Source organism: Arthrobacter sp. MYb213, from assembly GCF_002979915.1.
Lineage (GTDB): Bacteria > Actinomycetota > Actinomycetes > Actinomycetales > Micrococcaceae > Glutamicibacter.
Genome location: NZ_PCQA01000003.1, coordinates 92,701 through 110,533, shown reverse-complemented (window position 1 = coordinate 110,533; position 17,833 = coordinate 92,701). Strand labels below are relative to the sequence as shown.

The 17,833-nt window shown below is 53.7% G+C and carries 17 protein-coding genes and 3 tRNA genes; 11 read left to right on the top strand and 9 right to left on the bottom strand.

Translation table 11 applies throughout. The features are described from left to right. Positions 1-150: 150 nt before the first annotated feature. The 8 genes from CQ011_RS08095 to rpmH all read right to left on the bottom strand — a co-directional run bounded on the left by CQ011_RS08095 (position 151) and on the right by rpmH (position 5,706). Complete coding sequence (locus CQ011_RS08095; RefSeq protein ID WP_105676442.1) at positions 151-1,314, bottom strand: ParB/RepB/Spo0J family partition protein; 1,164 nt, start codon at positions 1,312-1,314, stop codon at positions 151-153. A 181-nt stretch (positions 1,315-1,495) separates the two neighbouring features. After that, positions 1,496-2,425 (bottom strand): ParA family protein, encoded by a 930-nt coding sequence (locus tag CQ011_RS08090; RefSeq protein WP_105676438.1) that lies wholly within the window; start codon positions 2,423-2,425, stop codon positions 1,496-1,498. A gap of 176 nt (positions 2,426-2,601) precedes the next feature. Beyond that, entirely contained in the window at positions 2,602-3,243 is a 642-nt protein-coding gene (gene rsmG / locus CQ011_RS08085) for a 16S rRNA (guanine(527)-N(7))-methyltransferase RsmG (RefSeq protein WP_105676436.1), read from the bottom strand. A 44-nt stretch (positions 3,244-3,287) separates the two neighbouring features. Beyond that, the gene (locus CQ011_RS08080) at positions 3,288-3,815 is read right to left on the bottom strand and encodes a Jag family protein (protein WP_105676434.1); all 528 of its coding nucleotides are present in this window, start codon (positions 3,813-3,815) and stop codon (positions 3,288-3,290) included. 2 nt (positions 3,816-3,817) lie between these two features. Then, a complete protein-coding gene (gene yidC, locus CQ011_RS08075; RefSeq protein WP_105676432.1) occupies positions 3,818-4,777 on the bottom strand; it encodes a membrane protein insertase YidC in 960 nt (319 codons plus the stop codon). Continuing rightward, positions 4,777-5,154, bottom strand: coding sequence for a membrane protein insertion efficiency factor YidD (yidD, locus tag CQ011_RS08070; RefSeq protein ID WP_105676430.1), 378 nt, complete (start codon positions 5,152-5,154; stop codon positions 4,777-4,779). The genes yidC and yidD overlap by 1 nt, the downstream gene beginning before the upstream one ends. Continuing rightward, on the bottom strand, positions 5,154-5,504 hold the full coding sequence (gene rnpA / locus CQ011_RS08065) for a ribonuclease P protein component (RefSeq protein WP_105676428.1): 351 nt from the start codon (positions 5,502-5,504) through the stop codon (positions 5,154-5,156). Before rnpA ends, yidD begins: the two co-directional genes overlap by 1 nt. Before the next feature lie 64 nt (positions 5,505-5,568). Then, positions 5,569-5,706: a 50S ribosomal protein L34 gene (rpmH, locus tag CQ011_RS08060; protein WP_096257183.1), complete on the bottom strand. Its 138-nt coding sequence runs from the start codon at positions 5,704-5,706 to the stop codon at positions 5,569-5,571. A 513-nt stretch (positions 5,707-6,219) separates the two neighbouring features. On the opposite strand from rpmH, the gene dnaA reads away from it, so the two are divergent. The 11 genes from dnaA to CQ011_RS08010 all read left to right on the top strand — a co-directional run bounded on the left by dnaA (position 6,220) and on the right by CQ011_RS08010 (position 17,217). Beyond that, on the top strand, positions 6,220-7,656 hold the full coding sequence (gene dnaA, locus CQ011_RS08055) for a chromosomal replication initiator protein DnaA (RefSeq protein WP_105676422.1): 1,437 nt from the start codon (positions 6,220-6,222) through the stop codon (positions 7,654-7,656). Between the two features lie 465 nt (positions 7,657-8,121). Further along, a complete protein-coding gene (gene dnaN / locus CQ011_RS08050) occupies positions 8,122-9,249 on the top strand; it encodes a DNA polymerase III subunit beta (RefSeq protein ID WP_105676418.1) in 1,128 nt (375 codons plus the stop codon). Positions 9,250-9,308: 59 nt separating this feature from the next. Then, positions 9,309-10,472, top strand: coding sequence for a DNA replication/repair protein RecF (gene recF, locus CQ011_RS08045; RefSeq protein WP_105676413.1), 1,164 nt, complete (start codon positions 9,309-9,311; stop codon positions 10,470-10,472). Continuing rightward, on the top strand, positions 10,465-10,992 hold the full coding sequence (locus CQ011_RS08040; protein ID WP_105676409.1) for a DciA family protein: 528 nt from the start codon (positions 10,465-10,467) through the stop codon (positions 10,990-10,992). The genes recF and CQ011_RS08040 overlap by 8 nt, the downstream gene beginning before the upstream one ends. Before the next feature lie 341 nt (positions 10,993-11,333). Beyond that, a complete protein-coding gene (gyrB, locus tag CQ011_RS08035) occupies positions 11,334-13,331 on the top strand; it encodes a DNA topoisomerase (ATP-hydrolyzing) subunit B (RefSeq protein WP_105677603.1) in 1,998 nt (665 codons plus the stop codon). 57 nt (positions 13,332-13,388) lie between these two features. Then, positions 13,389-16,016 (top strand): DNA gyrase subunit A, encoded by a 2,628-nt coding sequence (gyrA, locus tag CQ011_RS08030; protein ID WP_105676405.1) that lies wholly within the window; start codon positions 13,389-13,391, stop codon positions 16,014-16,016. Next, positions 16,013-16,621 carry a DUF3566 domain-containing protein gene (locus CQ011_RS08025; protein WP_105676401.1) on the top strand — a complete coding sequence of 203 codons (609 nt, stop codon included), beginning with the start codon at positions 16,013-16,015 and terminating at the stop codon, positions 16,619-16,621. The genes gyrA and CQ011_RS08025 overlap by 4 nt, the downstream gene beginning before the upstream one ends. A 118-nt stretch (positions 16,622-16,739) precedes the next feature. Continuing rightward, positions 16,740-16,813, top strand: a tRNA-Ile gene (locus CQ011_RS08020). A 31-nt stretch (positions 16,814-16,844) separates the two neighbouring features. Beyond that, the gene (locus CQ011_RS17970; protein ID WP_219844195.1) at positions 16,845-16,964 is read left to right on the top strand and encodes a DLW-39 family protein; all 120 of its coding nucleotides are present in this window, start codon (positions 16,845-16,847) and stop codon (positions 16,962-16,964) included. An 8-nt stretch (positions 16,965-16,972) separates the two neighbouring features. Next, a tRNA-Ala gene (locus CQ011_RS08015) sits at positions 16,973-17,045 on the top strand. 99 nt (positions 17,046-17,144) lie between these two features. Beyond that, positions 17,145-17,217: transfer RNA gene (locus CQ011_RS08010), tRNA-Ala, on the top strand. 140 nt (positions 17,218-17,357) lie between these two features. Here CQ011_RS08010 and CQ011_RS08005 read toward each other — a convergent pair. Then, on the bottom strand, positions 17,358-17,831 hold the full coding sequence (locus CQ011_RS08005; protein ID WP_105676397.1) for a TetR/AcrR family transcriptional regulator: 474 nt from the start codon (positions 17,829-17,831) through the stop codon (positions 17,358-17,360). Positions 17,832-17,833 lie beyond the last annotated feature (2 nt).

Sequence of the window (17,833 nt, the reverse complement as noted above, 5' to 3'; positions counted from 1 at the left end):
CTTTCCTGTTCGTTATCAGACTCTAGGAAGCCCTCGAGCAATTGGTGCCGTCTCGAACTTGCTCCAGTCGTCTTTGCTGGTGTCTAGCTCCGTATTAAATAATGATGGTCATGTTTCACGTGAAACATGACCATCATTATTAGCTGAACCCTAAGACTTTTTAAGGTCCGGATCTAGAACTTCCATGATTCTATTGAGGTCCTCAACCGAGGCAAATTCGATGCTGACTTTACCTTTTCGTGAGCCCAACTGGATCTTTACACTAGTGTCCAGTCGATCCGCGAGAGAAGTAGCTAGGAAATCCAGCCGTTCATTCCGCTGAGTTTCACGTGGTTTGGCATTCTTCTTGACCGGCTTGTCCCCACTGAGCGCTACAGCCTCTTCCGTAGCGCGAACCGACAGGCCCTCATTAACGATGCGTTGAGCTAGCTGTTCTATGGCTTCCCCATTGGACAGGCCTAGCAAAGCTCTCGCGTGACCCGCGGAGAGCACTCCCGCCGCAACTCGCCGCTGAACCAAAGCTGGTAGCTTCATGAGCCGAATGGTGTTCGAAATCTGAGACCGCGAACGACCGATACGGTCAGATAAAACCTCTTGTGTGCAGTTAAACTCTTCGAGTAACTGCTGGTATGCAGCCGCTTCTTCTAGCGGGTTAAGTTCCGAACGATGTAGATTCTCCAGCAGTGCGTCACGTAAAAGATCGTTATCTTGAGTGTCGCGAATAATGGCTGGAATCGTAGACAAGCCGGCGGCTTGAGTAGCGCGCCAACGACGCTCACCCATAACCAGTTCGTATGGAGCCTCATTTTCTTCTCTCGAAGGCCGAACAACGATCGGCTGAAGCAATCCAATTTCACGGATCGAGTGGATGAGTTCATCCAGCTGTTCCTGATCGAAGTTAGTTCTAGGCTGCTTACGATTCGGATGAATATCGTTAACATTGAGCTCTGCAAAACTTGCGCCAGGAACTTCAACTAAACCTGAAGAAGATTCCTCAATATTAGGAGTAGTCGCCTTCGTCGCGACAGCTGGTTCGGTTTCTCTTGGAGCCACAGACGAAGTTAAACCTGGCATCGCCGCACGAGTCTTTTTACCGTTTTTTGCAGGGGTAACTTTAGTCGCAGAAGACGAAGATTTTCGTCCTGGTTCAAAGAACATATCCACAGGACGTGCAGATTTAGTCTTACTTATCTGCGGTTCGGGAGAGGATGTTTCACGTGAAACATCCTCGACAGTCTCAGGTACAGCGCCTGTCGGCGAACTGGAAATCAGTGCACCTAGTCCCCTGCCTAAGCCACGCTTTTTCTCAGCCATTTGCCGGCACTCCTTCTCATCCAAATACTCAGCCACGACTAGTCTACTGTTTACTCGACAAACAAGGGGGATGTTGCTTGCCTTGATTGCAAGAAGTTCCGAAGACTATAAATGGAAAATTTCCTTGTTAAACAACAATAAGCGGGTTATTTCCCGCTTAAGTTGGCTCAGAGGCTTCCGGTTAGGCTCGAACGGCTCTTTCCGCAATCTCTATGGCTGCTTCCATGTAAGACAGAGCACCCGTAGAGCTTGGATCGTAAGTAATAACCGTTTGTTGGTAACTAGGTGCTTCAGAGATACGCACGGAGCGTGGAATCACGGCCCCTAAAACTTGCTCAGGAAAATGTTCTCGGACTTCGTTAGCAACTTGAGCCGCAAGGTTCGTTCGTCCGTCATACATAGTCAGCAGTATCGTAGATACAGTCAACTTTGAATTCAAGTGTTTCTGAATCATCTCGATGTTCTTCAACAACTGGCTAAGACCTTCCAACGCGTAGTATTCGCACTGGATCGGAATCAGAACCTCTCTGGCAGCAACAAACGCATTAACCGTCAACAGGCCAAGGCTCGGTGGACAGTCAATGAAAACATAATCCAACCGAGGGAGGCCCTCACGCTGCCGGGTTCGCGCGTAGTCGTCCAATGCTCGCTGCAACCGCTGTTCACGGGCAACCAGAGAAACCAACTCAATCTCAGCGCCGGCCAGGTGAATCGTTGCAGGTGCAACTTGCAATAAAGGTAGTTCGGGGCATGTCGCAATGACGTCAGCCAACGGAAGATCGTTGATTAGAACATCGTAGATGCTATCCACTTCCGAATGATGCTCGATGCCGAGCGCAGTTGACGCATTACCCTGTGGATCAATATCGATCACAAGAACGTTCAAACCACTCTTTGCCAACGCAGCTGCCAAGTTGACCGTAGTCGTCGTTTTACCGACGCCACCCTTCTGATTCGAAATCGTCAAGTAACGAGTCTTCGGAGGAGTGGGGACCTTACGCTCAGAAATTGCTTCGCGTCGGCGGTGCTCGCTAGCCAATTGACTAGCAAGGGGCGAAGAAGAGTCATTGAAGTCAAAAATGTTACTCGACGAACCTTTAGCCTTGGACAAAGGTGAAACTCCTCCTCGTAATTTGATGCGTGCAATTTTCACGAATACTTTGCTCGTGTTTCACGTGAAACATTCGAAAACAAACGTCTTAGCGTGTGTTCAATTTAGATGTCAACAGACTTCAGAATTTTGCATTATGCCGCATCGAAAGCTACCTAAAGACTAACGCCTAAGCCTTAGCCAACCTTGATTCGAACCACCGTGGTGACTTCTTCAAGAATGTCTTCACCCACAGTCAAGACCTCGGTTTTGGTGCCACCAAGCTTACGAATAACTTTTTGGGCCTTGTCGATTTCTTCTGCAGCCGAACGGCCCTTGATCGCGATCAAGTCACCCTTGCCATGCAGTAGCGGAATGGTCAAGCCTGCCAAGTTGCTCAGGGCAGATACAGCACGAGCAGTAACGTATCGAGCGTTGATCGTCTCGACCATCTGCTCCGCGCGCCCACGCATCACGGTAACGTTATCTAGCCCAAGATCATCAATGACCTCTGTCAGCCAGATGCAGCGACGCTCTAGTGGCTCAATCAGCGTTAGCTTCAAGTCTGGACGTGCGATGGCAAGGCAAAGCCCTGGAAGGCCGGCTCCGCTGCCTACGTCGGCCACTTCAGCGTCCTGCTCCATAAGCGATTCGATGACCGCGCAGTTCAATACGTGGCGTGACCAAAGGCGTGGAACTTCACGTGGGCCAAGTAAGCCACGTTCAATTCCGGAGGTCGCTAGGTGCGTTACATAACGCTTGGCAAGATCCAGTCGGTCGCCGAAAATCTTCTCGGCGGCTACGGTCTCCGCAGCTGTCAGGCTGAGGTCCTCAGTCATTGCATTGGTCCTTAGAACGTTCGAAACCGCGAATAGCGATGTACTTAGTTAGCTAGCGTCGAGACGACGATGTGGCGACGAGCGGACTCGCCCTCGGATTCCGAGTGCAACCCAGCATCGGCAATCACGTCATGAACAAGCTTGCGCTCGTATGCGCTCATCGGTTCAAGATGTACTGCTTCTCCACTTTTACGAGCTTGCTCGATGGCCTGTACGGCAATCTCCTGCAGTTCCTCAGCACGGTTAGCGCGGTAGCCAGCGATGTCCAAGACAAGCCGTGAGCGCTCACCTGTAGCGGTCAGCACGGCCAGGCGGGTAAGTTCCTGAAGTGCGTCAAGGACTTCACCGTCCTTGCCTACCAGGCTGTTCAGGTCAGTGGCTGCTTCTTCGGCAACGATTGAAATGTAGGTACGTCCACCACGAATTTCAATGTCAATGTCACCGTCAAGATCGGCAATATCGAGCAGCTCTTCGAGGTAATCCGCGGCAACATCGCCTTCGTCAATTACCTCGTCTGCTTGCTTATGCTGATCCTCGAGCTCTGTTGCTTCAGGATTTTCAGTTGCAGTCATGACTACCTCTTCTTGCGGTTCTTGCGCTTAGGCTGCTCGCGCTGGCCTTTAGGCTCTTCAATGGCTGGGGTCTCGGACTCGTCGACCTTCTTCTGCCCCACAGGAGGCAGCCCCTTCTCCGCACGGCGAGCGTTTAGTTCACGTTCTGCCTGGGAGCCCGGGGTTGGGTTGTTACGAATAACCCAGAACTGCTGTCCCAGGGTCCACAAGTTCGATGCGGTCCAGTAGATCAGAACACCGATTGGGAAGTTGATGCCACCGATACCGAAGACCAAAGGCAGGATGTAGAGCATCATCTTCTGCTGCTGCATGAATGGGCCCTGAAGAGCTTCTGCGCTCATGTTCTTCGTCATCAGCTGACGCTGGGTGAAGAACTGCGAGGCGGTCATTGCAAGGATCATGATGACAGCAACAACGATTACGGCCCAGTTGATAGCGCCGGAGTTAATGGTGCCCAAGAACGTCTCGGACAGTGGTGCTCCGAGAATTGAGGACTGGTCGAAGCTGCGGATGTGGTCAGCGGACAAGGCGCCGATTGAACGGCCGTCATCGCTGGCACGGGATGCTTCGTTGAGCACGCGGAACAGTGCAAAGAAGAACGGCATCTGCACGAGTAGTGGCAAGCACGAGGAAAGTGGGTTGGTCTTGTGCTTTTTGAACAGCGCCTGCTGCTCTTGCACCATGGCCTGACGCGACATTTGGTCGGTCTTGCCCTTGTACTTTGCCTGGAGCTTACGAAGGTCAGGCTGTAGCGCCTGCATCGCTCGCTGACTCTTGATCTGCTTGACGAAGACCGGGATCAACAAGGTACGAATAAGCAGCACAAGGAAGATGATGGACAAGGTCCAGGTCACACCCGAGCCTTCATCCATACCAAGAATTGTGAACAGTTCGTGGAAGGCCCACAGGACCCACGACACGGCATACGTGAACGGAGTCAATATCGTGTCTAGAAAGTTCATTAGCGGTCAAGCTCCTTGTGGCCGCTATCCGCGGCGTCTTCATCGTCGGGAATCACAGGATGATTCAGAACTATGATCCTCGGCAGTTTACCTTCAGGCCAAATCCTTGGTCCTTCAGGCACTTGGTCTACACCGCCGTGGGAAAATGGATTGCACCTCAGAACCCGCCAAGCGGTCAAGACGATGCCTTTGATAGCGCCGTGTTGAGTCACCGCTTCGAGCCCATAGGCAGAACAGCTAGGAAAGTATCGGCATACATCGCCGTAAATTGGCGAGATGATTTTGCGGTAGGTCTTAAGAAATCCAATTAGCAGGTTGCGTGGAATATCAATGATGAACCACAGCACCCCAGTACGCGGAGTTAAGTCCTTACGCATCAGCGAACTTCTGCTTTACGTTGTACGGATGCAAAGGCGGCAGTAACCTGGGTCCGTAGTTCGTCCCAAGTGAGCTCTGCAGCTCCGGGTAAAGCACGAACAACGATGTCCAGGTTCCCATCCACGCGCCTGAGCTCGTGGGCAACTTCGCGCATACGGCGTTTAGTCAGATTTCGTTTAACTGCAATTCCCACTGCCTTGGAAACAATAAATCCAAACCGGTCCCCCGCGGCCCCTTCGGGACGAGGACGTGCATATAGCACGACGTTCCGGCGTCCGCTTCGGGCGCCGGAACGTACAGTGACTGTAAGGTCTTGCGCTAAGCGCAATCGCTGATTCTTTGGCAACATTTTTGTTCTAGCCAGATCTAGTAGATTCCGCCAGAACTACGCAGCCAAAAGCTGTTTCGCAAATTTATGCGGAAAGCTCGGTACGGCTCTTGCCGCGACGTGCGGACAAGATTGCGCGACCTGCACGGGTACGCATACGAAGACGGAAACCGTGCTTCTTGGCACGACGACGGTTATTAGGCTGAAAAGTCCGCTTGCTCACGGTGACACTCCAAGAAATTTAAGTGATGCGCCGGACCCGCTACTAGCTAGCTGGATAACAACAGGCTGACGCTCGTTCTTTAAAAAATGTGTAATTTTGCGGGCTCTTCTAAAAACTGAGCAGGTCACAAAACGCACACATAGGACTAAATAACGATAGGAAAAATTCCGCCATAGGTCAAATTGGCGCGATTTTCAAGGACCCCTGTGCATATCAGAGCCCTACCTGTGAATAATCTACCCCAAAGTTGTGGATTACTTCATCGTTTAACGAAAGACAACTCACAATCTGGGATGAAAATCCATGTCACAACGCCCATAAAAACGGTATATTTCAAGGGGAAAGGCGTTTTCCACAGGCAAACAGCTAACTTTTTCCACCTGACTGTGCATAACCATGTGGATAGTGGTTAGAATCAGTGGAGATAACATCGCCAAAACGGCGAAAATGGGGCCCGAAACAGGGCTTTGTGTGATCAACATTGCATTAAATGATGGAAGTGGGGCGCCCTTAGTGAGCAGCGACGAGACCAATAGTATTGGGAGCTCCTGGCGTCAGGTCATTCGTAAGATCGAAGATGATGATCGAGTCAAGGCCCGTCATCGTCCATTTGTGTCCCTTGCTAAACCCCAGGGACTCATTGGTAGTACCCTGCTTGTTGCCGTACCTAACGACCTCACCCGCGATATTTTGCAAACTCAGCTACGCGAACCTCTCGATCAGGCGTTGCGTGAGGTCTTCCAAGACGATATCCGCTGCGCCGTCAGCGTCGATCTGTCCTTGGCTGAGGATGTCGAACAGCCAGCCGAACAAAAGGTCTCTCCAGCTCCGGTCCCAGCTCCAGTTCCAGAAACCCCTGGACCGCGACCGCAGCCTGCACCACAACCGACGCCACCATCAAACTCCCAAGAGTTTGGCCGGCTCAATCCAAAATACATTTTTGACACTTTTGTCATTGGGTCATCGAACCGATTCGCTCACGCGGCCGCGGTTGCCGTCGCTGAAGCGCCGGCCAAAGCCTACAACCCGCTATTTATCTATGGCGATTCCGGGCTAGGTAAAACTCACCTGCTTCACGCCATTGGACACTACGCGCGTCATCTCTACAAGGGGATCCGAGTGCGTTATGTGAACTCCGAAGAGTTCACCAATGACTTCATCAACTCAATCCGCGATGACGAAGGTGCCAGCTTCAAGCAGACCTACCGTAATGTCGATATTTTGCTCATCGACGATATTCAATTCTTGGCCAATAAAGATGCAACGCAGGAAGAGTTCTTCCATACCTTCAATGCATTGCACAATCACAACAAGCAGGTAGTGATTACCTCTGACTTGCCGCCTAAACAGCTGCAAGGATTTGAAGATCGCATGCGTTCGCGCTTTGAGTGGGGTTTGCTCACCGATATTCAGCCCCCTGAATTGGAAACGCGTATTGCGATCCTGCGCAAGAAAGCTGACGCCGAGAATCTTTCAGCTCCAGGCGATGTCATGGAATATATCGCCTCTAGAATCTCGACGAATATCCGTGAACTTGAGGGTGCACTCATCCGAGTGACCGCTTTTGCCTCATTGAATAACCAACACGTTGATCTGGCCCTGGCAGAAACCGTGCTCAAGGATCTGATCAGTGCTGACGGTGCTCAGGAAATCACGCCTTCAACCATCATCAAGCAAACTGCTGAGTACTTTGGGCTGTCTATTGACGAGCTCAACAGTAAATCTCGCACTCGAACCCTGGTGACGGCACGTCAGATCGCGATGTATCTGCTGCGTGAGCTGACGGATATGTCATTGCCGAAGATCGGCGCAGAACTTGGCGGGCGAGACCACACCACGGTTATCCATGCGGATCGAAAGATCCGTGAGTTGATGGCCGAGCGTCGCGCAATCTTCAACCAAGTGACAGAACTGACAAACCGGATTAAACAGAGTCAGCGCGAGCATTAAACCGGTAAATCACAGCTGTGGATAAGGCTGTGGATTACATGAAGACAACCTGAGCATAACTAGCACCTCGCGTGTGGACTCAGAAAAGCGTGACACTGAGTATCAACAGGACCATGGAACTCAGTGTCACTGCCAGTCACAGTTTGTTCACATGCACAATTGGTTCAAACTATGGGCTCGAGGGGCTTATCCACAGTATCCACAGGGGTTATTAACACTACTTCCTTTAAACACTTATTCATCCAAATAACGAGACCTCTCCCCCAACGCTGGTTTTGAACTGCTTTTTGTTCATCAGCTCGTGGTTACACACACTTGGAAAGTTCCATGAGGGCTATCTGAAGAAGACGTGGCAAGATTAAGTGGAGATATCGTGTAGCTACCTGCTCTATGCTTAAGAACTTGGCGGGAAACAACCTTCTTGGCCTCACTTAAGACTTATGGGTTCCGAAAGGCGGATTTTTCGTGAAGTTCAGCGTTGAAAAGGATGTATTGGCAGATGCCGTTTCTTGGACCGCAAGGTCTCTAGCGCAGCGTCCACCATCTCCAGTACTTGCTGGCATTTTGATCACTACCCATGAAGGCATCGTTCGCCTTGAGGGATTTGATTACGAAATTTCATCCCACATCGAGATTCCTGCTGATATTGGAGAACAAGGCAAGGTCTTAATTTCTGGCAAGCTGCTTGCGGAAATTACACGTTCATTGCCAAATTCAACGGTGACCCTCGAAACTGATGGAACAAAGATCACCGTCTCCTGCGGTCGTTCACGATTCCACTTAGCGACCATGCCAGTTGAGGAATACCCTTCCTTGCCAGCACTTCCAGAAGTTGCAGGCACCATCAACGGCCAGGCCTTCTCTGAAGCCGTATCCCAGGTCATTGTTGCGGCATCGAAGGATGACACTCTGCCAGTGTTGACTGGTATCAAGGTTGAAATTGAAAATGACCTGATCACTTTCCTTGCCACGGACCGCTACCGTTTGGCGATGCGTGAACTGAATTGGACTCCAAACCAGCCAGAAATTTCTACGTCCTTCTTGGTCAAGGCCAAAACCTTAAACGAAGTAGCTAAAACACTTTCCAGTTCTGGCGACCTGAAGCTTGCAATCAGCCCTACCGGGGAAATGATCGGTTTCGAAAGCGCTAACCGTCGGACAACCTCGTTGCTTATCAATGGCGATTACCCAAAGATTCGTTCGTTGTTCCCGGATAACACTCCAATTCACGCAACTGTCCGCTCTAGCGATCTAATCGAAGCGGTACGTCGCGTTTCTGTTGTTGCTGAACGAAACACGCCAGTACGTATGGCATTCACCGATGGACAACTGACCCTTGACGCAGGCACCGGTGAGGACGCTCAGGCCGAAGAATCAATTGTTGCTTCATTGCGCGGAGAAGACATTACGGTTGCATTCAACCCAACGTTCCTCAGTGAAGGATTGAGCTCGTTCAATACTGATTTTGTTCGTTTTTCCTTCACCAGCGCTCCAAAGCCAGCAATGGTCACTGGTCAGAAGAAAATTGATGAAGACGACCAGGACCAATACCGGTACCTCGTTATGCCAGTTCGACTTCCAAACTCGAACTAGCAACAAGTTAGCGGTGGAATACTAAATATTCCACCGCTTCGTAGCTTTCAGGATTCTCGGTGTATATCTCGCAGCTTTCCCTCACGAGCTTTCGCTCGTACGTGCAGGCCGACGTACAACTAGCCCCGGGCATCAACGTACTGGTTGGACCCAACGGCGTCGGTAAAACGAACATCGTTGAAGCCATCGGATATCTAGCGAACCTCTCCTCGCACCGAGTCAGCAACGATGCTCCGCTGCTTCACTTCGGTTCCGAACGTGCGCTGATCCGCGGCACGTTACACCGTGGAGCTCAATCCACCTCCCTCGAGGTGGAAATTACCAGCGGAAAAATCAATAGAGCGCGGATTAACCGGGCTAATCCGGTACGCGCACGAGAAATTCTTGGACTCGTGCGAACGGTACTCTTCGCTCCCGAAGATCTGTCCTTGATCAAGGGCGATCCATCTAATCGACGTCGTTTCCTCGATGAAATGCTGATCTCCTTAAGACCTATCGAAGCCGGCACCAAAAACGACTACGAGCGAATCGTGAAGCAACGAAATGCGTTGTTGAAATCGATCAGAGGCAAATCAAAACTTAATCCTTCACAAGAGAACACCTTGCAGGCATGGGACATGCAACTGGCCACCTGCGGGGCCCGCCTCATTCGTGGCCGATTGATGGTACTTGCCCTACTGCGGCCCTATATGGAAGCGGCCTACGCAGATCTTGCTGATGGTAAGAAGCATGCCGATGCGGTTTATCGCTCATCGCTTGAAGGTGAGATTGACGAAAATTCTTTGCCGGTGAAAAATCTGGAGGGGTTGAACCAAGACGAAATTCGCGATTTGCTGCTCAGCGCCATCGAGGCAAACCGGGCACGCGAACTAGATCGCGGAATTTCACTATTTGGTCCACATCGCGATGATTTGACCCTGACATTAGGGGCAACTCCTGCAAAAGGCTACGCCTCGCATGGAGAAACCTGGTCCTTTGCGCTCGCATTACGCCTGGCTGCTTACCGCGTCTTTGGTGATGACGATCCGCGAACTGGGTCCGGACCGATTTTGATCCTCGATGATGTTTTTGCAGAACTTGACGCTACTCGGCGGGACCGATTGGCGCATATTGTTGCCGGCGCAGAACAAGTATTGGTGACCGCGGCGGTGGCTGCCGATGTGCCCGAGGCCTTAAAAGGACATTTTTTCATGGTGAGCCCTGGTCAGGTCAGCGATGTCTGAGGAAGAACTCGACTCGGCCAAGGCGTTGCTCAATCGCATGCGCAAACTTGCCGAAGAGCGTGGTGAAACCAGAATTGACGCTGCCCGCATGGACCGCGTCAAAAAGCGTCAAGCAACGCGTCGCGGATTCGCTGCGCCGCAGGGTAAACCCGTTGAAGGATCCGCACGCGACCCACATGCTATCGGTGAAATCGTATCGAGAATGTCCAAATCTCGTGGCTGGAATACTCAAGTTGCGGTCGGATCCGTATTGGGCCGCTGGACAGAATTGGTCGGCGAAGACGTGGCCGCACATTGCAAGCCCGAATCTTTTGAAGACACCGTCGTGGTTGTACGCTGCGATTCAACTTCCTGGGCTACACAATTACGCCTACTCAGCCATCAAATTTTGAAGAAAATTGATGCAGAGTTAGGTTCGGGAATCGTCACGGTTATCAAGGTGTTGGGCCCTAATGCACCCTCCTGGCGCCACGGCCTGCGTTCGGTTGCCGGACGAGGCCCTCGAGATACCTACGGATAAAATTGCTGGCACGGCATATGGCGCTGTAACGGAGCCGCTGGCTGGATCCCCCCTTACTGCTCCGCCAGTAACCGCTCTAAGTGATGATTCTGTGCCTACTACAGCCGATTTGATGCTCAGGATCCCTATATATTTCGCTAAACGCGGTAGAATTAGAGGCAGTGAGTGCGCGTCGCGTAGGTATCCCCCACGTACGTTGCACCAGACCATGGTTTTTTTGTTGGCCCGCACGCAGGGGCGGCAGGGAATCGCGCACCAAATTCGAGGAGTTCGTAGCACAAGTGTCTACCGAAAATGCTTCACCGCAGGAGCCGGCCGAAAGCCAAGTACCCGCGGAATCGATGACTTCAAAAGTCGAACACACCTATGGCGCCCAGGACATTACCGTCCTCGAAGGACTCGAAGCGGTACGCAAACGCCCGGGCATGTATATCGGTTCAACCGGACCGCGCGGCCTGCACCACCTGGTCTATGAAGTAGTTGATAACTCCGTTGATGAGGCTCTCGCAGGCTACTGCGACACTATCGACATCACCTTGCAGAATGACGGCGCTGTCCGAGTTCAGGACAACGGCCGTGGCATCCCCACAGATATGCACCCGACAGAGGGCAAGCCAGCGGTAGAGGTCGTCATGACGATCCTGCACGCCGGCGGTAAGTTCGGCGGCGGCGGTTATGCGGTCTCCGGCGGTCTGCACGGCGTAGGTATTTCGGTAGTTAACGCGCTATCTAGCCGCGTGGACACCATCGTTCGCCAAAAGGGCTACGCCTGGCGGATCTCCTTCGGCAATGGCGGCATGACTACCTCCCCATTAGCCCGTGGCGAAGAAACCGAAGAAACCGGCACCACCCAGACGTTCTACCCGGACGCCGGAATCTTTGAAACCACAGTATTTGATTTCGAAACCCTGCGTGCGCGTTTCCAGCAGATGGCCTTCCTGAACAAGGGCCTGCGCATCCGTTTGACCGACGAGCGTGTGGTTGAAGAGGTTGAGGCTGAGGTCGAAGACGAGCGCGAAAATCAGGTTGTTAAACCACGCGTGGTCGACTACCTGTACAAGGACGGACTGCTCGATTACGTCAAGCACCTGAACTCCGCGAAAAAAGTGGAATTGGTACATGACGAGGTCATTGCCTTCGAGGCCGAGGACACCACTCGCGGTATCAGCGTTGAAGTTGCTATGCAGTGGACCAATGCATACTCGGAGTCTGTGCACACCTACGCAAACACCATCAACACCCACGAGGGTGGTACCCACGAAGAGGGGTTCCGCGCCGCATTGACCGGCTTGCTTAACCGCTACGCCCGCGATAACAAGATCCTGCGCGAAAAGGATGACAACCTCTCCGGTGATGACGTCCGTGAGGGGCTGACCGCAGTTCTTTCGGTCAAGCTCTCCGAACCACAGTTTGAAGGGCAGACTAAAACCAAGCTGGGTAACTCGATGGCCCGTGGTTTCGTGCACGGTGTGGTCAACGAGGAACTTGGCGACTGGTTCGAGCGCAACCCGAACGTCGCTAAAGACATTATTCGCAAGGCGATGCTTGCCTCGCAGGCCCGTTTGGCGGCCCGCAAGGCGCGTGACAACGCACGCCGTAAGTCGCCGATGGAATCCTTCGGCATGCCGGGTAAGCTTTCGGATTGCTCCTCGAAGAACCCTGCCGAGTGTGAGGTTTTCATCGTCGAGGGTGACTCCGCAGGCGGCTCGGCCAAGCGCGGACGCGACCCACACACGCAGGCGATCCTGCCGCTACGCGGAAAGATCCTGAACGTGGAACGTGCGCGTTTGGACCGTGCGCTGGGCAATGCCGAAGTACAGGCGATGATCACCGCCTTCGGCACCGGCATCGGTGAAGAATTCGACATGGCTAAGCTGCGCTATCACAAGATCGTGTTGATGGCCGACGCCGACGTGGACGGCCAGCACATCACCACGCTATTGCTCACGCTGATCTTCCGCTTCATGCGTCCACTGATCGAGCAGGGCTATGTGTACCTTGCAAGCCCGCCGCTGTACCGCATCAAGTGGACCAACGCCGCCCACGAGTACGTCTTCACAGACCGTGAACGCGACGAAGCGCTGGTCAAGGGCGCCGCGTCGAACAAGCGTATTCCTAAGGAAAACGGCATTCAGCGTTACAAGGGTCTGGGCGAGATGGACTACTCGGAACTGTGGGACACCACCATGGATCCGGCTCACCGCATCCTGCGCCAGGTGGCCATGGATGACGCGGCCGCCGCCGATGAGGTCTTCTCCGTGCTGATGGGCGAGGACGTTGAGTCACGCCGAACCTTCATTCAGCAAAACGCCAAGGACGTGCGCTTCCTGGATATCTAACGCGCAACTGCAGCGAAACGATAACCAGCAACGAATTTTAGACTTGTAAGGGATGAAATGAGCGACGAGCAAACCCCGGGGAACGAACCGTTGGACGGGGAGATCGTGCCCGCACTTGAGGGACACGACAAGATCGACCAGATCGATCTACAGACCGAAATGCAGCGGTCCTACCTTGACTACGCCATGGCGGTCATCGTGGGCCGTGCACTACCTGACGTGCGCGATGGACTGAAGCCAGTGCACCGCCGCGTGCTGTACGCGATGTACGACGGTGGCTACCGTCCGGAGCGCTCCTACAATAAGTGTGCCCGCGTCGTCGGCGAAGTGATGGGTCAGTACCACCCACACGGCGACACCGCGATTTATGATGCACTGGTCCGCCTGATTCAGGACTGGGTCATGCGTTATCCGCTGGCGCTAGGCCAGGGTAACTTCGGTTCCCCAGGTAATGATGGCGCTGCCGCCCAGCGTTACACGGAAACCAAGATGGCCCCGTTGGCCATGGAAATGGTCCGTGACATCAACGAGGATACCGTTGATTTTAAGGACAACTACGACGGCAAAAACCAAGAACCAACGGTGTTGCCGGCGCGTTTCCCGAACCTGTTGGTCAATGGTTCCTCGGGTATCGCGGTGGGTATGGCTACCAACATTCCGCCACATAACCTGCGCGAAGTCGCCGAGGGTGTGCAGTGGTACCTAGAGAACCCAGAAGTTACCCGCGAGGAACTACTTGCCGCGTTAATGCAGCGCGTCAAGGGCCCAGATTTCCCTTCCGGTGCCATGATTCTTGGCACCAAGGGCATCTCCGATGCCTACCGCACCGGCCGTGGCTCAATCACCATGCGCGCGGTAGTGAATGTGGAAGAAATTCAGGGCCGCTCCTGCCTGGTAGTCACCGAGCTGCCATATATGGCTAACCCGGATAACCTCGCGGTGAAGATCGCCGAGCTGGTCCGCGATGGCAAGGTCGCCGGTATCGCCGACATGCGCGATGAGACCTCGGGCCGTACCGGCCAGCGCCTGGTGATCGTGCTTAAGCGCGACGCCGTGGCCAAGGTGGTACTGAACAACCTCTACAAGCACACCGAACTGCAGTCCAACTTCTCCGCGAATATGCTCGCGATCGTTGATGGAGTGCCGCGCACCCTGCCACTGGATGGTTTCATCCGGCACTGGGTGACCCACCAGATCGAAGTGATTGTTCGCCGCACCAAGTTCCGTCTGAAGAAGGCCGAAGCCGAGGCTCACATCTTGCGCGGCCTGCTCAAGGCCTTGGATGCTTTGGACGAGGTCATCGCGTTGATCCGCCGTTCTTCGACCACCGAAGCGGCCCGCGACGGGTTGATGGAACTGCTCGATATTGACGAGGATCAGGCACGCGCCATCCTCGATATGCAGCTACGTCGACTTGCCGCCCTGGAACGCCAGAAGATTCAGGATCGTCACGCGGAATTGGCGGTGATGATTGCCGAGTTTAAGGAGATCATCGCCGACCCGCAGCGCCAGCGCACCATCGTCTCGGAAGAACTCGCCGAGATCGTGGAAAAGCATGGAGATGACCGTCGCACCAATATCCTCATGGGCTTTGATGGCGACATGAACGTCGAAGATCTCATTCCCGAAGAGGAAATGGTCGTCACCATCACCCGTGGCGGCTACGTCAAGCGCACCCGTATTGATAACTACCGTTCGCAGCAGCGCGGCGGTAAGGGTATCAAGGGAGCCAACTTGCGCGGAGACGATGTGGTGGAACACTTCTTCGTCACCTCCACACACAACTACCTGCTGTTCTTCACCAACCACGGCCGCGTCTACCGCACCAAGTGCTACGAATTGGCCGAGGCCGGACGCGATGCCAAGGGACAACACGTAGCCAACGTGATGGCTTTCCAGCCAGATGAGCACATCGCTCAGGTGCTAGATCTGCGCACCTACCAGGACGCGCAGTACCTAATGCTTGCTACTCGCAATGGTTTGGTCAAGAAAACGCGCTTGGAAGACTATGACACCAACCGCACCGCCGGAGTGATCGCGATCAACCTGCGCGAAGACGACGAGCTGGTCTCCGCGCAGCTGGTCAGTGAATCCGATGATGTGATGCTGGTCTCGCGCAAGGGGCAATCGGTACGCTTCACCGCGACCGACACCGCCTTGCGTCCGATGGGTCGCGCTACCAGTGGCGTGACCGGCATGAAGTTCCGCGAGGGTGACGAACTGTTGGCCGCCGAGGCGGTACGTCCCGAAGCGTTCGTTTTCACCGTGACAAATGAGGGTTACGCGAAGCGCACTACGGTTGATGAATACCGTGTGCAATCCCGTGGTGGCTTGGGCATTAAGGTTGCCAAGCTCAACGAGGAACGTGGCGAACTGGTGGGTGCGCTAATCGTTGATGAAACCGACGAGGTACTCGTGGTGATGGCCTCGGGCAAGGTTGTTCGTTCTGCCGTCTCGCAGGTTCCTTCCAAGGGCCGTGACACCATGGGTGTCATCTTCGCAAAGCCGGATAAGAAGGACCATATTATTGCGGTGGCCAAGAACTCGGAGACCGAGCTCGAAGAGAATTCGGAGGAAGATGGCGTAACGTTGGACGCAGAAAACATGACAGATGAGTCATCTGCTGCGCCGGAAATCGCTTCGGACGTCCAAAACGATGACACCAATAACGGAGGTAACGCATGAGCACGCCCTCGACGCCTCGCCCAAGTGGCAGCGCCCCGAAGAGCGCAGCGCCGCGACCTACCCAGGTAAAGCGCCCAGCGCCAACCTCGAATGGTAACCGCCCAACTGGTGCCCGACCGGCGCCAACCGGACAGCCACGTCCTACCGGCGGGCCTGCCCGGCCTAGTGCAGGTGCACCGCGTCCCACCGGACAGCGGCCGCCACAGTCACAGGATCGCCTGGTTCGCCCGGCACCTAAGGCTAAGGTCCGTAAAGCTCGACTGTTAGCGTCGAAGGTAGAGCCGTTCTCAGTCTTGAAGCTTGCCTTCTTGCTGTCGGTCGCCTTTGGTGTCATTACCGTGGTGGCTTCGGTAGCTATCTGGGCCCTGTTGGACCTGACTGGCACCTTTGACTCCTTCAACCAGCTGATGCGTGACGCGATTGGTGCCGAAGGCACTTTTGACCTGCGTGATGTGCTCTCGCTGGGCCAGGTTGCCTCGTACGCGACAATCATTGCGGTAGTCAACGTCGTGGTAATTTCGGTACTCTCGATGCTCGGAGCGGTGTTGTATAACATTGCCGCTTCGCTCGTCGGTGGCGTCGGAGTGACCCTCACAGACGACTAAGAACGTGCTAGTCGAGCCCGGGATTCATGCTGTGATGCATGACACCCGGGCTCGATTTGTATCTTCTTGCAAACCCCGGTAAAGTTTTATTTCGTTCCGAAGGGAACAAAAAAGGTAAGGGCGTATAGCTCAGGCGGTTAGAGCGCTTCGCTGATAACGAAGAGGTCCCTGGTTCAAGTCCAGGTACGCCCACTGAATCCTTACCAATGAGAAAGAGGGTAGAATGAAAAAGCTCCTGATTCTCGGGACTGTTGTGGCTGCTGCAGTAGTCATGATCAAGAAGGTAAAGGGTTCAACGGAAATCAAGGAAACCTGGCAACAGGTTACCGATAAAGTTTCCTAACGCTTTTCGGGGCCTTAGCTCAGTTGGTAGAGCGCCTGCTTTGCAAGCAGGATGTCAGGAGTTCGAATCTCCTAGGCTCCACAGAATAGATTGGCGGAAAGCAGCAGCTTTCCGCCTATTCTTTTCCAAAGGGTGAGCGTTGCTCATTATCGGAAGTGAAAGTCTTCCACAATTGAATACGGGGCCTTAGCTCAGTTGGTAGAGCGCCTGCTTTGCAAGCAGGATGTCAGGAGTTCGAATCTCCTAGGCTCCACATTTGAAGCAGTTCTAAGAGCGGTGATCGACTCAATGAGTCAGATCGCCGCTCTTTTTTATTTACGCTGTTGCGCCCATAATCCGCAAAATCGCATCTGTCACGCCGTCAATAAATTGTTGTACTTCCGAAAGCTCGGATCAGGCTAACCAATCCCCAGTGCGCCAACTCGATCCGGCCTGCGACTTGGAGCACCCGAAGATAGCGTCAATCGCCGCGGCAACTGCGCGGTATGCGGTGCGGCGTTCACGGTCCAAAGGCTGACAGGCTCCGACCGACTCCGCCTCGAGCACACGTGCTTCGCGCTGATCAGACAGAATCGGCTCCAGAGCTGCCATGACCATCCTTTGCACACTCTGTCTGACGAATGTCAACGGATCAATGTCGAAGCCCTGCAGCGCCTGGAGTGGCTCAGATTTGTCGGCATAGAGTTCATAGAATGACCTCGTTGAGACGTGCGCCTGACGGCGCACTTCCTGCACCGTCGCAGCGCTGTAGCCCGTCGTTGCATAAGCCTGAAGCGCAGCATTCAATAGTTGACGCCGACGCTGTTTATCGCGTTCGCTTTGGTCGCTACCGCGCCACAGTGGAACCTCGTCAGTTAAGTTCTCCATTC

What these genes read in the sequence shown, in the direction of transcription:
- gyrB (WP_105677603.1), top strand. Translation starts at nt 11,334, where the DNA reads ATGACTTCAAAAGTCGAACACACCTATGGCGCCCAGGACATTACCGTC.
- CQ011_RS08095 (WP_105676442.1), bottom strand. Translation starts at nt 1,314, where the DNA reads ATGGCTGAGAAAAAGCGTGGCTTAGGCAGGGGACTAGGTGCACTGATT.
- rsmG (WP_105676436.1), bottom strand. Translation starts at nt 3,243, where the DNA reads ATGACTGAGGACCTCAGCCTGACAGCTGCGGAGACCGTAGCCGCCGAG.
- CQ011_RS08080 (WP_105676434.1), bottom strand. Translation starts at nt 3,815, where the DNA reads ATGACTGCAACTGAAAATCCTGAAGCAACAGAGCTCGAGGATCAGCAT.
- yidD (WP_105676430.1), bottom strand. Translation starts at nt 5,154, where the DNA reads ATGCGTAAGGACTTAACTCCGCGTACTGGGGTGCTGTGGTTCATCATT.
- gyrA (WP_105676405.1), top strand. Translation starts at nt 13,389, where the DNA reads ATGAGCGACGAGCAAACCCCGGGGAACGAACCGTTGGACGGGGAGATC.
- rnpA (WP_105676428.1), bottom strand. Translation starts at nt 5,504, where the DNA reads ATGTTGCCAAAGAATCAGCGATTGCGCTTAGCGCAAGACCTTACAGTC.
- yidC (WP_105676432.1), bottom strand. Translation starts at nt 4,777, where the DNA reads ATGAACTTTCTAGACACGATATTGACTCCGTTCACGTATGCCGTGTCG.
- CQ011_RS08025 (WP_105676401.1), top strand. Translation starts at nt 16,013, where the DNA reads ATGAGCACGCCCTCGACGCCTCGCCCAAGTGGCAGCGCCCCGAAGAGC.
- CQ011_RS08005 (WP_105676397.1), bottom strand. Translation starts at nt 17,831, where the DNA reads ATGGAGAACTTAACTGACGAGGTTCCACTGTGGCGCGGTAGCGACCAA.
- CQ011_RS17970 (WP_219844195.1), top strand. Translation starts at nt 16,845, where the DNA reads ATGAAAAAGCTCCTGATTCTCGGGACTGTTGTGGCTGCTGCAGTAGTC.
- CQ011_RS08040 (WP_105676409.1), top strand. Translation starts at nt 10,465, where the DNA reads ATGTCTGAGGAAGAACTCGACTCGGCCAAGGCGTTGCTCAATCGCATG.